This window comes from Streptococcus sp. CL6.22 (assembly GCF_049738055.1).
In the GTDB taxonomy this organism is placed as follows: domain Bacteria; phylum Bacillota; class Bacilli; order Lactobacillales; family Streptococcaceae; genus Streptococcus; species Streptococcus mitis_DJ.
The window spans coordinates 1-16,698 of the sequence record NZ_JBKOTV010000005.1 but is presented as its reverse complement, the minus strand read 5'-3'; the positions used below and the strand labels follow the sequence as shown (position 1 = coordinate 16,698).

General features: G+C 42.5%; 9 protein-coding genes. 1 reads left to right on the top strand and 8 read right to left on the bottom strand.

Translation table 11 applies throughout. The annotated features are described in order from the left end of the window. Positions 1-48: 48 nt before the first annotated feature. The 8 genes from ACLNCW_RS03280 to rpoB form a co-directional block, all read right to left on the bottom strand. Positions 49-1,305: a competence/damage-inducible protein A gene (locus tag ACLNCW_RS03280; protein ID WP_424845362.1), complete on the bottom strand. Its 1,257-nt coding sequence runs from the start codon at positions 1,303-1,305 to the stop codon at positions 49-51. Between the two features lie 89 nt (positions 1,306-1,394). Then, positions 1,395-2,447: a glycopolymer--peptidoglycan transferase LytR gene (lytR, locus tag ACLNCW_RS03275; protein ID WP_424845361.1), complete on the bottom strand. Its 1,053-nt coding sequence runs from the start codon at positions 2,445-2,447 to the stop codon at positions 1,395-1,397. 7 nt (positions 2,448-2,454) lie between these two features. After that, complete coding sequence (locus tag ACLNCW_RS03270) at positions 2,455-2,973, bottom strand: GNAT family N-acetyltransferase (RefSeq protein WP_020902718.1); 519 nt, start codon at positions 2,971-2,973, stop codon at positions 2,455-2,457. Continuing rightward, complete coding sequence (gene tsaE / locus ACLNCW_RS03265; protein ID WP_020902717.1) at positions 2,963-3,406, bottom strand: tRNA (adenosine(37)-N6)-threonylcarbamoyltransferase complex ATPase subunit type 1 TsaE; 444 nt, start codon at positions 3,404-3,406, stop codon at positions 2,963-2,965. The genes ACLNCW_RS03270 and tsaE overlap by 11 nt, the downstream gene beginning before the upstream one ends. A 95-nt stretch (positions 3,407-3,501) precedes the next feature. Further along, on the bottom strand, positions 3,502-4,134 hold the full coding sequence (locus ACLNCW_RS03260) for a hypothetical protein (protein WP_000970273.1): 633 nt from the start codon (positions 4,132-4,134) through the stop codon (positions 3,502-3,504). A 129-nt stretch (positions 4,135-4,263) separates the two neighbouring features. Next, positions 4,264-4,686 carry a nucleoside-diphosphate kinase gene (ndk, locus tag ACLNCW_RS03255; protein WP_004239114.1) on the bottom strand — a complete coding sequence of 141 codons (423 nt, stop codon included), beginning with the start codon at positions 4,684-4,686 and terminating at the stop codon, positions 4,264-4,266. Between the two features lie 305 nt (positions 4,687-4,991). Beyond that, positions 4,992-8,669, bottom strand: coding sequence for a DNA-directed RNA polymerase subunit beta' (gene rpoC / locus ACLNCW_RS03250; protein WP_000228758.1), 3,678 nt, complete (start codon positions 8,667-8,669; stop codon positions 4,992-4,994). 38 nt (positions 8,670-8,707) lie between these two features. Next, on the bottom strand, positions 8,708-12,313 hold the full coding sequence (gene rpoB, locus ACLNCW_RS03245; RefSeq protein ID WP_261026940.1) for a DNA-directed RNA polymerase subunit beta: 3,606 nt from the start codon (positions 12,311-12,313) through the stop codon (positions 8,708-8,710). A 450-nt stretch (positions 12,314-12,763) separates the two neighbouring features. Between rpoB and ACLNCW_RS03240 the strand changes: the two genes are divergently transcribed. After that, complete coding sequence (locus ACLNCW_RS03240) at positions 12,764-16,660, top strand: pullulanase (protein WP_424845360.1); 3,897 nt, start codon at positions 12,764-12,766, stop codon at positions 16,658-16,660. Positions 16,661-16,698: the final 38 nt, after the last annotated feature.

Sequence of the window (16,698 nt, the reverse complement as noted above, 5' to 3'; positions counted from 1 at the left end):
CTCCTACATTCTAATGGTCCTCAGACCTATCTACTATTATATCAAAAGTTAGTCACTTAATAAAGCCTTGCGAACTAGGTTAAAGGCATGCATAACCGCAATGTGACGTACATCTGCTCGACTTCTGCCTCCAATATTGATCTTGATGACCTCAGTTCCACGCTCTTGAGCCAAGCCTATGAAGACTGTCCCGGCTGGGTGTCCTTCTAGACTATCTGGTCCTGCCACTCCAGTCAAACTAAGGCCAAAATCAGACTGGGTCTTGCTTCGTGCCTGCTCAGCCATCTTCTGAGCTGTAAATTCAGACACCACACCGTGCTCTTCCAAATCCTTGACAGGAATATCCAACATTTTTGATTTTTCCTCCAAGCTATAGGTCACAAAACCACCCTTAAATATACTTGAAGTACCCGAAAAATCCGCTACCCTAGCTTGGAAAAGACCAGCCGTCAAACTCTCTGCAGCCGTGATAGTTTTCCCTTGCCTTTTCAGTTCTTCTACCACAATGCTAGCTAAACTAGTTTCTTCCCCATAACCATAACAAAGTTTTCGTAAAGAAAGGCCTTCAAAAGTTTGACGATTCAAGATTTGATTTTCTAAGATATCCAGCGCTTGATTCGCCTCTTCTTGACTGCTAACCTTTGTTGACAGACGCAGAGTGACTTCTCCTGTCTTGGCATAAGGCGCTAAGGTCGGATCTGTTTGATTGTCAATCAAATCAGCCAAAATGGTCACCAACTGACTTTCGCCAATTCCAAAGAAACGAAGAACTCGGGAATACAACTTGCTCCCTGTCATCAACTTGGGTAGAAGTTGGTTTAAGACCATGGGTTTCAATTCACTTGGTGGACCAGGAAGAACGACATAGGTCACTCCGTCCACTTCTAACATTCCTCCAACAGCCAGTCCTGTTTCGTTTGGTAGTGGAGTCGCCCCTTCTACAATTTGAGCTTGTCTTTCGTTATTCGGTGTTCGGGCATAGTCTGGTCTCTGGTCAAAAAAGACATCCAACTTCTCCTGCGCCTGAGGATTGAAGACTAATGCTTTCCCTAAGAATTTAGCCAAAGTTTGTTTGGTCAAATCGTCCTCAGTTGGACCCAAACCACCTGTTAAAATCACCAGATTGCTCCGTTGACTGGCAATTTCGAGCAAAGACAAGAGACGAGCTTCATTGTCTCCTACAGCCGTCTGAAAATATACGTCTACCCCAATCTCTGCTAGTTTTTCCGATAAAAACTGAGCATTGGTATTGACAATCTGCCCTGTCAAAATCTCTGTTCCAACAGCAATGATTTCTGCTTTCATGTTTCCTCCTACCTATCTATTCGTATTTTTTTGAAAAAATCGCAGGAAATTTCCCACGATTGATTTTTTTATTTTTATCAACAAATGAACTATTCTACTTCATTTGTTACAAAGACACCTTGTTGTTGATTCTCCCCATCACCAACAGGCACCCGTCCAAACAAATCTTCAAATAAGACAACATTTGTTTCCAGCTGAGTGACTTCTTCTTGTCCCAAAGAACGTCGCAATATATTCTGCATTTCCAACATATGCTCTCTCGAAACAATCTGGTAAGAAATCCCTTGCAACATCTCTCCCTCACCCTTCAACTGTTGTGATTCAATGGTTTTAAATGAATCTTTATAGCCCAACAAGCTTGGAATACTTTTCGCAGATAAATCAATATTAGTCTGCATATTAGTGCTTAAAGCTTTTAAGATAGACTGATAGTGACTAACGCTATTCAAACTAAGAACTTTTTCAACAACCTTTTGAATGACTTCACGCTGACGCTTCTGACGTCCGTAGTCTCCTTCTGGATCCTGGTAGCGCATGCGAGAATAAACAAGAGCTTCATCTCCATTTAGAGTTTGTTGCCCAACACCAATAGAAATAGTATTAAATTCCTCTTGGTCACTAATAGAAATCGGGAAACCTAGCGTGTTATTGACAGTTATACCACCCACTGCATCGACTAATTGTTGTAATCCGTGCATATTGACCATAATATAGCGGTCAATATGGATGTTCATCATCTTCTGAATGGTTGAGATAGCTAATTCTGCACCTCCACCCGCATAGGCGGCATTCAGTTTCGCTTCTTCAATACTACCATCTTTATGCTGAATTTTAGTCAGGATATCACGTTCCAAACTCAACATCATGGTCTTTTTCGTGTGCGGATTAACTGTCAAAAGAATCATGGAATCACTATTTCCCTCCCAAGGGTCCGTTCGTTCTTCGTTTCCAGTATCAACCCCCATTAAAAGGATCGTTAAGGGTTCAGTAGCCTCAATAACATTGGTTTCTTCCCCAATCTTTTTATAGGTTTTTGATAAGGTTTCTGTACCTTGCTGATAAATAGTATAAGCAAAAACACCCACACCTAAAACTGTCACAGCTAGAAAAGCTAGCACCATTCCAATAATTTTTTTAACCATATTTCTATCAATCTATCAGTCTACCCATCAGGTAAACATCTATAAATTTCCCTTCTTCTATGTACGCACCGCGCTCTTGTCTACCTTCAATTACAAAGCCATGCTGTTTATATAAATGAACTGCACCCTGATTGCGAGTTTGGACAGTTAGTTGAAGTCGACGAAGAATGCCACTAGCCTGTGCCCATTCTACGACTTCTTCAAGTAACAAACTCCCCAGTCCATTATTCCAATACTTCTGACCAATCACAATAAAGAGATCTCCAATATGACGAACTCTCTTGCGTTGATCAGCTGTGATATTCACAAGACCAGCAATTTCATCATTCAGCAAGGCCAGTAAAGTGATTTGATTTTCAGAGTGAGCCTGTTTATCCAAAAACAACTCCATCTCAGTATCTGTCATCAAAATGCCATTCCTGTCCAGACTGGTAAAATCTGTTTCTACACTGACACGATTTAAAAATGATACTAATTCAGCCGCATCTTCAACTTCTGCTTCCCTAATGAGCAACTCATACTCCATGTTGAAGCTCCTTTAAGAGTTTTTCTGCACGCAAACCCTTGGCTTTGAAGTTTAATCTGCGACCGTCTTCTTCTTTTAGAATTTCCAATTCTAAATAGGTATCTGGTAAGACATCACCTAAAAGATGTCCCCACTCGATGACAGTCACGCCGCCACCAAAGAGAAACTCATCTAAATCAATAGAATCAGCATCCCCCTCAATGCGGTAAACATCTAAATGATAAAGAGGAAGACGACCTTCATACTCTCTTACGATAGTGTAGGTTGGACTCTTAATCATCTGAGTAATCTGTAATCCTTTAGCAAGACCTTTTGTAAAGGTCGTTTTGCCTGCTCCAAGTTCACCAGTTAAAATTAAGACATCATTCTTTTCTAATAAATAGCCCAAACGTTCACCTAAGGACTGTAACTCTTCTTCGTTTTTAGTGTACATGTTTCTATTATACCAAAAAGTTGCTCTTTGTCGAGATATTATCTATGAATTCCATATTATAAATTGTAAAACTAGAACTATCTCTTTTTTTGTTCTTAAAATAGAAACAGCAAGAAAACAACTAACAAGATATCTCTCATCAAATGACTGTAAAATGAAACTTCCCAGCGAATGACTTTTGGCACCAACAGTCCTAGAAATAGCATCCCCAAGGCAATATAAAAGGTCATGGACAATAGCATCCAAGGATTTCTGAGAAAGATTAGAATAGCTAGTCCACTAATAAAACAGATTTCCTTCTTTCCCAAAAACTTTTTCACTCCATTTACATACTTCTGAATCGGCAGAAAAACTAACAAATCAATCCCAAATAAGAAAAAGAAACTCGGTAGAAAGGCTTCCACAAATCCTTCTACGGATGTATTTCCTGCAAGGATATGTTCTATGACAATTAAAGCTAAACCCAAAATATTTACTAAGAGCAAGAGACTATACAAGAATTGTTGCTTATCTTCCTTAAAAACTGAATAATGTTGATTTCCCTGCCCTCTATAATAGTTTAGCCCTGCACCAATACTGGCAAGAAGCAACATGCCAACTAAATAATAGAAGCAGTTTTGATTTAACATCAAGGCCCAAGTAGATAAACTTAAACAAGAACAGCTGCTAAGACCAAAAACTGTCAGCAATAACAAAACTCGAATTTGCTTTTTCATTTTTTCCATCATTCTTCCTCCATACTTGCTCTTATTATATGCTAGAAAGCCTCACCATTGCTAGAATATTTCTCAACTGTCAGTTTTCTACTCTAAAATGCAAAAAAGTTTGACGCAAGTATCCCTTACATCAAACTTTTACTATTTCTCTTCAAACCAAAGAGCAATTTCTCGCTTAGCTGACTCTTCTGAATCTGAACCATGCACAACATTTTGGATAACCTCATTTTCTCCAGCAGCTTTTGCAAAATCACCTCGAATAGTTCCTGGTAAAGCTTCTTCTGGACGAGTTGCACCCATCATAGTCCGCCAAGTTTCAATTACTTTGGGACCAGAAATGATACCTACAAGAACCGGTCCTGAAGTCATAAATTCACGAATCGGTGGGTAAAAACTTTGACCAACCAAGTCCTGATAGTGCTGATCAATTAACCCTTCTGAAACCTTTGTACGCAACTCCAATTTTTCGATTGTAAATCCACGTTGTTCGATGCGTTTCAACACCTCACCCACTAATCCTCTTTTTACACCGTCTGGTTTAATGATAAAAAATGTTTGTTCCATACCTGTCTCCTTTGTCAGCTTCTTTCTTTTATACTCTTCGAAAATCTCTTCAAACCACGTCAACGTCGCCTTACCGTAGGTATGGTTACTGACTTCGTCAGTTCTATCCACAACCTCAAAACAGTGTTTTGAGCTGACTTCGTCAGTTCTATCTACAACCTCAAAGCAGTGCTTTGAGCAACCTACGGCTAGTTTCCTAGTTTGCTCTTTGATTTTCATTGAGTATTATTTTACCACATTTCATGGAAAAATGGAGAAAGTTTTCAGAAAAGAGAAAGAGAACCCGAAGGCTCTCTCATTCTCTTTTATTCTACTGTTTCTTCCACAGTTTCAACGGCAGTATCCACAACTACTTCTGTTATTTCTTCATCCCCTTCTTCCTCTACTGGAGGATTAAGGTATTCTTCTTCGTTGATAGCATGTGGTTCAAGGTTACGGTAACGGGCCATACCAGTACCAGCTGGGATGATCTTACCGATGATAACATTTTCCTTAAGTCCAAGGAGATGGTCTTTCTTACCACGGATAGCCGCATCAGTAAGGACACGAGTTGTTTCCTGGAAGGAAGCCGCTGACAAGAAACTATTTGTTTCAAGTGAGGCTTTGGTAATTCCCATAAGAACTGGGCGACCTGTCGCTGGAACTCCACCTGCAATAAGGACATCTTTGTTGGCATCTGTAAAGTCATTGATATCCATGAGGGTACCCATGAGAAGATCTGTGTCACCTGGATCCATGACACGGACTTTACGGATCATTTGACGAACCATTACCTCGATATGTTTGTCACCGATTTCTACCCCTTGGCTACGGTAAACTTTTTGTACTTCACCGAGAAGGTAAGTTTCAACTGACAAGACATCACGAACTGCAAGGAGACGTTTTGGTTGGATAGAACCTTCTGTAAGAGCAGCACCACGCGCTACTTGGTCTCCAACTTCAACACGCATACGAGCTGTAAATGGAACGACGTATTCACCTTCGCCAGTTTCACCCTTAACAAAGACTTTCTTAGTACGAGTTGATGCATCTTCTTCGATAGCAGTAACTTGTCCTTTAACCTCTGTGATAACCGCTTCCCCTTTAGGATTGCGGGCTTCAAAGATTTCTTGGACACGAGGAAGACCCTGAGTGATATCGGTATTTGAGGCAACCCCACCCGTGTGGAAGGTACGCATTGTAAGCTGTGTACCAGGTTCCCCGATAGATTGGGCAGCGATTGTACCAACTGCTTCACCAACTTCAACCGCATCACCAGTCGCCAAGTTGATACCGTAACAGTGACGACAGACACCATGACGAGTGTTACATGTAAATACAGAGCGGATAGTCACTTCTTCCACACCAGCATTAACAATTTCACGCGCCTTGTCTTCTGTAATCAACTCATTTGAACCGATAATCACTGCACCAGTTTCTGGATGTTTAACGGTTTTCTTAGTGTAACGACCATTGAGACGTTCTTCAAGAGACTCGATCATCTCTTTTCCTTCTGCGATAGAACGGATCAAGAGACCACGGTCTGTTCCACAGTCGTCCTCACGGATGATAACGTCTTGGGCAACGTCAACCAAACGACGAGTCAAGTAACCTGAGTCAGCTGTCTTAAGGGCCGTATCGGTCATACCTTTACGGGCACCGTGAGTTGAGAAGAACATTTCGAGTACTGACAAACCTTCGCGGAAGTTTGAAAGGATTGGCAATTCCATGATACGTCCGTTAGGAGCAGCCATCAGACCACGCATACCGGCAAGCTGTGAGAAGTTTGAGATATTACCACGGGCTCCAGAGTCCATCATCATAACGATTGGGTTCTTAGGATCTTGGTTGGCAATCAAACGTTTCTCTAGTTTCTCACGGGCAGCACGCCATTCAGCTGTAACAGCATTGTAACGCTCGTCGTCTGTGATCATACCGCGACGGAATTGTTTGGTGATTTGTTCTACACGTTTGTGTGATTCTTCAATGATTTCAGCTTTGTCATCAACGACTGGGATATCGGCAATCCCCACTGTCAATCCTGCAAGAGTTGAGTGGTGGTAACCGAGGTTCTTCATACGGTCAAGTAGAGCAGAAGTTTCTGTTGTACGGAAACGTTTGAAGATTTCAGCGATGATATTTCCAAGGTTTTTCTTCTTGAATGGAGGGTTGAGTTCAAGTTTGCTGATTGCTTCCTTGATATCTCCACCAAGTGGCAAGAAGTATTTAGCTGGAACGCCTTCTGTCAAGTTGGCATTGTTTGGTTCTTGCAAGTATGGTAGACCCTCTGGCATGATGTCGTTGAAGAGGATTTTACCAACTGTTGTAAGCAAGACCTTGTGTCTTTGCTCTTCTGTCCATGGTTTGTTGAGGCTGTCTGTTGCGATACCAACACGTGAGTGGAGGTGAACATAACCATTACGGTAAGCCATAACGGCTTCGTCACGGTCTTTGAAGACCATTCCTTCACCTTCACGGCCAGCTTCTTCCATAGTCAAGTAGTAGTTACCCAAAACCATGTCCTGAGATGGAGTAACAACTGGTTTACCATCTTTCGGATTCAAGATGTGCTCAGCAGCTAGCATGAGGATACGAGCTTCTGCTTGGGCTTCTTCTGAAAGCGGTACGTGGATGGCCATTTGGTCCCCGTCAAAGTCGGCATTGTAGGCTTCACAGACAAGTGGGTGCAAGCGAAGAGCCTTACCATCAATCAAGACTGGCTCGAAGGCTTGGATACCCAAACGGTGAAGGGTCGGTGCGCGGTTCAAAAGTACTGGGTGTTCTTTAATCACTTCTTCAAGGATATCCCAGATACGCTCATCTCCACGTTCCACCAAGCGTTTAGCTGCTTTGACGTTTTGCACGATATCACGGGCAACGATTTCACGCATCACGAATGGTTTAAAGAGCTCGATCGCCATTTCACGTGGCACACCACATTGGTACATCTTAAGAGTTGGACCAACGGCGATAACGGAACGTCCTGAGAAGTCAACACGTTTACCGAGCAAGTTTTGACGGAAGCGTCCTTGTTTACCTTTAAGCATGTGACTCAATGATTTAAGTGGACGGCTACCTGGTCCTGTGATTGGACGACCACGACGACCATTGTCAATCAAAGCGTCAACCGCTTCTTGAAGCATACGCTTCTCATTTTGAACGATGATACCTGGTGCATTCAACTCAAGCAAGCGAGCCAAACGGTTGTTACGGTTGATAACACGGCGGTAAAGGTCGTTCAAGTCAGATGAGGCAAAACGGCCACCATCCAACTGCAACATTGGACGAAGATCTGGTGGAATAACCGGAAGGATGTTGAGAATCATCCATTCAGGTTTGTTTCCAGACTTGTAAAAGGCATCCAAAACATCCAAACGACGGATAGCTTTGACACGTTTTTGTCCAGTAGCTGTTTTCAACTCTTCTTTGAGTTCAGCAATTTCTTTTTCAAGATCTACTTGTTTTAGAAGGTCTTGGATAGCTTCGGCACCCATCTTGGCAACGAATGATCCATAACCATACTCACGCAAGCGCTCACGGTATTCGCGCTCTGTCATGATAGACTTGTGCTCAAGTGGTGTATCCTTAGGATCAATCACCACATAAGCTGCAAAGTAGATAACTTCCTCGAGGGCACGAGGGCTCATATCAAGGGTCAAGCCCATACGGCTTGGAATCCCCTTGAAGTACCAGATGTGAGATACAGGAGCTTTCAACTCAATGTGCCCCATACGCTCACGACGAACTTTTGTACGCGTTACTTCAACCCCACAACGGTCACAAACAATTCCTCTGTAACGAATGCGTTTGTACTTACCACAAGCACATTCCCAGTCTTTTGTAGGACCAAAGATAACTTCATCAAATAGTCCTTCACGTTCTGGTTTCAAGGTACGGTAATTGATTGTTTCAGGTTTTTTGACTTCTCCATAAGACCATGAACGGACTTTGCTTGGAGAAGCTAGGGTGATTTGCATACTTTTAAAACGATTTACATCAACCACTATTTCTTCCCTTTCTATTCTAAGTGAACTGCTTATTCTTATTCAGCAGTTTCTTCTGTTGCTTCCGCTTTTGTTGCTTTCTCAGCTTCTTCAGCTTCAAAGGCTGCTTTAGCCTCTTGTGCTGCTTTTTCGCGGGCTTTTTCAAGGTCATCTACGTGGATGACATCTTCGTCCATTCCTTCATCCAAGTCACGAAGTTCCACTTCTTGATCATCTTCGTCAAGGACTCGCATGTCAAGACCAAGAGATTGCAATTCTTTGACAAGAACTCGGAAGGATTCTGGAACACCTGGTTTTGGAATTGGTTTTCCTTTTGTAATAGCTTCATAAGCTTTCAAACGTCCGTTGATATCGTCAGACTTGTAAGTCAAGATTTCTTGAAGGACATTTGATGCACCGTAGGCTTCAAGAGCCCAAACCTCCATCTCACCGAAACGTTGTCCACCAAACTGAGCTTTACCTCCAAGTGGTTGTTGAGTAACGGTTGAGTAAGGTCCGACTGAACGCGCGTGCAATTTATCATCAACCATGTGGTGGAGTTTGATCATGTACATGACTCCGACAGAAACACGGTTATCAAATGGTTCACCTGTACGTCCATCGTAAAGGATTGTTTTGGCATCGCTATCCATACCAGCTTCTTTAACAGTTGACCAAAGATCTTCAGAACTTGCTCCGTCAAAGACTGGTGTTGCGATGTGAATACCAAGAGTACGAGCTGCCATCCCAAGGTGGAGTTCCATAACCTGACCGATATTCATACGTGATGGCACCCCAAGTGGGTTCAACATGATATCGACTGGAGTTCCATCTGGAAGGTAAGGCATATCTTCTACAGGAACGATACGAGAGACAACCCCTTTATTTCCGTGACGTCCGGCCATCTTATCTCCGACCTTGATCTTACGTTTTTGAGCGATGTAGACGCGAACCAGCATGTTGACACCTGATTGCAATTCATCTCCATTTGCACGTGTAAAGATCTTAACATCACGAACCACACCATCAGCTCCGTGTGGTACACGAAGAGAAGTGTCACGTACTTCACGAGATTTATCTCCGAAGATAGCGTGCAAGAGCCGTTCTTCAGCTGAAAGGTCTTTCTCACCCTTAGGTGTTACTTTACCTACAAGGATATCCCCTTCTTTAACCTCAGCACCGATACGGATAATACCCATTTCGTCAAGATCTTTAAGGGCATCTTCCCCAACGTTTGGAATTTCACGAGTAATTTCTTCAGGCCCAAGCTTTGTATCGCGTGTTTCTGATTCGTATTCTTCAAGGTGGACAGATGTGTAGACATCGTCTTTCACCAAGCGTTCGCTCATGATAACGGCATCCTCGAAGTTGTAACCTTCCCAAGTCATGTAGGCAACGATTGGGTTTTGTCCAAGCGCCATTTCTCCATTTTCCATAGAAGGTCCGTCAGCGATGAAATCGCCTTTCTCAACGGCATCACCAACTTTTACGAGAGTGCGTTGGTTATAAGCAGTACCTGAGTTCGAACGACGGAATTTTTGGATGTGGTAAACGTCCAATGAACCATCTTCACGACGAACTTCTACCTTGTCAGCATCTGCATAGGTAACTTTACCGTCATACTGAGCAATCACAGCCGCTCCTGAATCGTGGGCTGCTTGGTATTCCATACCAGTACCAACGTAAGGTGCTTTAGGATTAATCAATGGTACAGCCTGACGTTGCATGTTGGCTCCCATGAGGGCACGGTTGGAGTCATCGTTTTCCAAGAAAGGAATACATGCTGTCGCAACGGCAACTACCTGTTTTGGTGATACGTCCATGTAGTCAACAACATTCGCTGGATACTCTTGGTTGACCCCTTGGTGACGTCCCATGACAACTTTCTCAGCAAATGTTCCATCTTCATTCAGACGAGAATTAGCCTGTGCTACAGTAAATTCATCTTCTTCATCGGCTGTCAACCAAACGATTTCGTTCGTAACAACACCTGTTTCACGGTCAACTTTACGGTATGGTGTTTGAACAAAACCATATTTGTTCAAGTGTCCGTAAGATGACAAGTTATTGATCAAACCGATGTTAGGTCCTTCAGGTGTCTCGATTGGACACATACGACCGTAGTGAGTGTAGTGCACGTCACGTACTTCATATCCAGCACGGTCACGTGTCAAACCACCAGGCCCCAAGGCTGACAAACGGCGTTTGTGAGACAACTCAGAAAGTGGGTTGTGTTGGTCCATGAACTGTGACAACTGTGATGAACCAAAGAATTCTTTAACCGCAGCTGTTACAGGACGGATATTGATAATTTGTTGTGGTGTCAAGACTTCGTTGTCCTGGACAGACATCCGTTCACGGACATTACGTTCCATACGAGAAAGTCCAAGACGTACTTGGTTAGCAAGCAATTCACCAACCGCACGGATACGACGGTTTCCAAGGTGGTCGATATCATCTACACGGCCAAGCCCTTCAGCCAAGTTGAGGAAGTAGCTCATCTCAGCAAGGATATCTGCAGGAGTGACGATACGAACCTTGTCATCTGGATTAGCATTACCGATGATCGTTACAACACGGTCTGGATCAGTTGGAGCAACAACCTTGAATTTTTGAAGAACAACTGGCTCAGTCACAACCGCTGCATCATTTGGAATGTAAACAATCTTGTTCAAGTCGCCATCCAAATGGCTTTCAATGCTTTCAATCACGCTACGAGTCATGACTGTTCCAGCTTCTACCAAGATTTCGCCTGTTTCAGGGTCTACCAATGGCTCAGCAATAGTTTGGTTAAGCAAGCGTGTTTTAACATTGAGTTTTTTATTGATTTTGTAACGACCGACAGCTGCCAAGTCATAACGACGTGGGTCAAAGAAACGAGCTACAAGCAAGCTACGTGAGCTTTCAGCAGTCTTAGGCTCACCTGGACGAAGACGTTCGTAAATTTCTTTCAAAGCTTCGTCGGTACGAGAGTCCATTGGGTTCTTATGGATATCTTTTTCAACAGTGTTGCGAACCAATTCGCTATCACCAAAGATATCAAAGATTTCATCATCTCCTGAAAAACCAAGCGCACGAACCAATGTCGTAAATGGAATCTTACGAGTACGGTCGATACGAGTGTAGGCGATATCTTTTGAGTCGCTTTCAAGTTCCAACCAAGCTCCACGGTTAGGGATAACAGTTGAACCGTAGCCCACTTTACCGTTTTTATCAACTTTATCGTTAAAGTAAACACCTGGTGAGCGGACCAACTGAGATACGATGATACGTTCACCACCATTGATGATGAAAGTACCCATTTCAGTCATGATTGGGAAATCACCAAAGAAAACTTCTTGGGTTTTGATTTCGCCTGTTTCTTTATTGATCAAGCGGAAGGTTACAAAAATTGGTGCTGAGTAGCTAGCATCGTGAATACGAGCTTCTTCTAGCGTATATTTTGGTTCCTTGATTTCATATCCAACAAATTCCAACTCCATTGTGTCTGTGAAGTTTGAAATTGGCAATACATCTTCAAACACTTCCTTCAGACCATGGTCTAGGAAATCTTTGAATGAGTCAGTTTGAATTTCAATCAAATTTGGTAAGTCAAGAACTTCTTTGATTCTTGAAAAACTACGACGGGTACGATGTTTCCCGTATTGAACGTCATGTCCTGCCAAGATGATTCTCCTTTGTAAATAAGTTTCAAGCCTTGTCAATCAGGCTTTTCTAATCGTCATATGGTTTTAAAAACCCCTATCACCGTGTCCTCTTGATAAATTTTCAGAATCTTTAAGTCTTTGTTACAAGCACTCAAAATCCTGAAAAAAAGCACAAAAAGAGCAGCTAAATCTGACTTCTTCAGAAGATTTAACTGCTGTGAGCCTTGTCTGGACAATATTTCAGACAAAACCTACGACAAATGATTATTCATATTATACCCTATTTAGCTAGATTTTTCAAGGGGATTAACGATTTTTTGACAAAATCTTTTCCTATAAGAAATACTGGCTTAATCGTAACAAAATTTGTTGCGATTTTTTCTTTTATTTTAATTTTAGGAAAACGCTTGCATCTTATTTTACTAAGTGCTATACTGATGATAGAAATTTATTGATTGGAGAATCATTATGAGAAAAATACCATCTCAAACTGAGAAAAAAATGGTCTACAGCATCCGTTCCCTCAAAAATGGAACTGGTTCTGTCCTTATTGGAGCAAGCCTTATTCTGCTTGCCATGGCTACACCAACTATCTCAGCAAACGAAAATACACCAACCACTAACGAACCCAGCAACAGAAATACGACCTCCCTTACTCAACCTCTTACTGATGCAACAAACATCGCTGGCAAGAACGAAAGCGATTTTTCTTCACCCGATAGTGCAAACGCTTCCCTAAAGAAAACAGAAGAAAAACCTGCAACAGAGCCAACTACTCCTGCTGCAACTCCCGCCGATTCAGCCCCACAAACCGGACAAGATCGTTCAAGTGAACCAACTACTTCTACGAGTCCAGTAACGACTGAAACTAAGGCAGAAGAACCAATAGAAGACAACTACTTCCGTATCCATGTCAAAAAGCTTCCTGAAGAAAACAAGGATGCTCAAGGACTATGGACTTGGGACGATGTTGAAAAACCATCTGAAAACTGGCCTAACGGAGCCTTGTCCTTTAAGGATGCCAAAAAAGATGACTATGGCTACTACCTAGATGTCAAATTAAAGGGAGAACAAGCCAAGAAAATTAGCTTCCTCATCAATAATACAGCTGGGAAAAATCTAACCGGCGATAAATCGATAGAAAAACTGGCACCAAATATGAATGAGGCTTGGTTGGACCAAGAACACAAGGTTTTCTCTTACGAGCCACAACCTGCAGGAACTATTCGCGTCAACTACTACCGTACAGATGGCAACTATGACAAGAAATCTCTCTGGTACTGGGGAGATGTGAAAAATCCAAGTAGTGGTGAATGGCCTAACGGAACAGATTTTACGGCTACAGGCAAATATGGTCGCTATATCGATATTCCACTCAAAGATGCAGCTAAAGACCTTGGATTTTTATTACTAGACAGAAACAAACAAGGAGACGATGTGAAAATCCGTAAAGAAGATTATAAGTTCACAGATTTAAAAAATCATAGCCAAATTTTCCTAAAAGACGATGATGAATCGATTTACACAAATCCATACTATGTCCATGATATCCGTATGACAGGAGCCCAACACGTAGGCACTTCTAGCATTGAGAGTAGTTTTTCAACACTTGTCGGTGCTAAAAAAGAGGATATCCTCAAACACTCCAACATCACTAATCACCTAGGAAATAAAGTAGCTATCACCGATGTTGCAATCGATGAAGCTGGTAAGAAAGTGACCTACAGTGGAGATTTCTCGGACACAAAACATCCTTATACCGTGAGCTACAACGCTGACCAATTCACTACCAAAACAAGCTGGCGTCTGAAAGATGAGACTTACAGTTATGATGGCAAACTTGGAGCTGACCTAAAAGAAGAAGGAAAACAAGTTGATTTAACCCTTTGGTCACCAAGTGCTGACAAGGTTTCTGTCGTTGTCTACGACAAGAATAACCCTGAAAAAGTGGTTGGAACTGTCGCTCTTGAAAAAGGGGAAAGAGGAACTTGGAAACAAACTCTAGATAGCACAAACAAACTCGGAATCACAGATTTCACTGGATACTATTATCAATACCAAATCGAACGTCAAGGTAAAACTGTTCTTGCACTCGATCCTTACGCTAAGTCCCTCGCTGCTTGGAATAGTGACGATGCTAAGATTGACGATGCCCATAAAGTGGCTAAAGCCGCCTTTGTAGATCCAGCCAAACTCGGACCTCAAGACTTGACTTATGGTAAGATTCACAATTTCAAGACTCGTGAAGATGCCGTTATCTACGAAGCTCATGTGCGTGACTTTACTTCAGATCCTGCCATTGCAAAAGACTTAACCAAACCATTTGGTACCTTTGAAGCATTTATTGAAAAACTAGACTATCTCAAAGACTTGGGTGTAACCCACATCCAGCTCCTTCCAGTCTTGTCTTACTACTTTGTCAATGAATTGAAAAACCATGAACGCTTGTCTGACTATGCTTCAAGCAACAGCAACTATAACTGGGGATATGATCCTCAAAACTACTTCTCCTTGACTGGTATGTATTCAAGCGATCCTAAAAATCCAGAAAAACGAATCGCAGAATTTAAAAACCTCATCAACGAGATCCACAAACGTGGTATGGGAGCTATCCTAGATGTAGTGTATAACCATACAGCCAAGGTCGATATCTTTGAAGATTTAGAGCCAAACTACTACCACTTTATGGATGCTGATGGGACACCTCGCACTAGCTTTGGTGGTGGACGCTTGGGGACAACCCACCATATGACCAAACGACTCCTAGTTGACTCTATCAAATATCTAGTTGATACCTACAAAGTGGATGGATTCCGCTTCGATATGATGGGAGACCATGATGCAGCTTCTATTGAAGAAGCGTACAAGGCCGCACGCGCCCTCAATCCACACTTAATCATGCTTGGTGAAGGTTGGAGAACCTATGCAGGTGATGAGAACATGCCTACTAAAGCTGCTGACCAAGATTGGATGAAACATACCGATACAGTCGCTGTCTTTTCAGATGACATTCGTAACAACCTCAAGTCTGGTTATCCAAACGAAGGTCAACCTGCCTTTATCACAGGTGGCAAGCGTGATATCAACACCATCTTCAAAAATATCATTGCTCAACCAACCAACTTTGAAGCTGACAGCCCTGGAGATGTCATCCAATACATCGCAGCCCATGATAACTTGACCCTCTTTGACATCATCGCCCAGTCTATCAAAAAAGACCCAAGCAAGGCTGAGAACTATGCTGAAATCCACCGTCGTTTGCGACTTGGAAACCTCATGGTCTTGACATCTCAAGGAACTCCGTTTATCCACTCTGGTCAGGAATACGGACGTACTAAACAATTCCGTGACCCAGCCTACAAGACTCCAGTATCGGAGGATAAGGTTCCAAACAAATCTCACTTGTTGCGTGATAAGGACGGCAATCCATTTGACTATCCTTACTTCATCCATGACTCTTACGATTCGAGTGATGCTATTAACAAGTTTGACTGGACTAAGGCTACAGATGGAAAAGCATATCCTGAAAATGTCAAGAGCCGTGACTATATGAAAGGGTTGATTGCTCTTCGTCAATCTACAGATGCCTTCCGACTTAAGAGTCTCCAAGATATCAAAGACCGTGTCCACCTCATCACTGTCCCAGGCCAAAATGGTGTGGCAAAAGAGGACGTAGTAATTGGCTACCAAATCACTGCTCCAAATGGAGACATCTACGCAGTCTTTGTCAATGCGGACGAAAAAGCTCGCGAATTTAATTTGGGAACTGCCTTTGCCCACCTCAGAAATGCTGAAGTTTTAGCAGATGAAAACCAAGCAGGGCCAGTAGGAATTGCCAACCCGAAAGGACTCGAATGGACTGAAAAAGGCTTGAAATTAAATGCCCTTACAGCTACTGTTCTTAGAATCTCTCAAGGCGGTGCCATCGTTGCCCCAGCTGTGGAAGAAAAACCAGAATTTGACCTTTCTAGCTTAAAACAAGAACAAGGGCAATATAATATCCAAGACAATATGTCAAACCGAGTAGTCAAACCGGAACAGCAAACTCCAGCTCCACAAACTAAACCTGATTCTGCAAAACCAGATGCAAAAGTAGCTGATGCAGAAAATAAACCTAGCCAAGCTACAGCTGATTCACAAGCTGAACAACCAGCACAAGAAGCACAAGCATCATCTGTAAGTGAAGCTGTTCAAAACGAATCAGTAGAAAACCCTAGCAAGGAAAATATACCTGCGCCTCTAGCTAAACAAGCTGAACTTCCAAATACAGGAACCAAAAACGATCACAAACTCCTGTTTGCAGGAATTAGTCTCCTTGCCCTTCTAGGTCTCGGGTTCTTACTAAAAAACAAAAAAGAGAACTAAACTAGCCCTCCTATAGAACAATCCCCCAAGCATTAAAG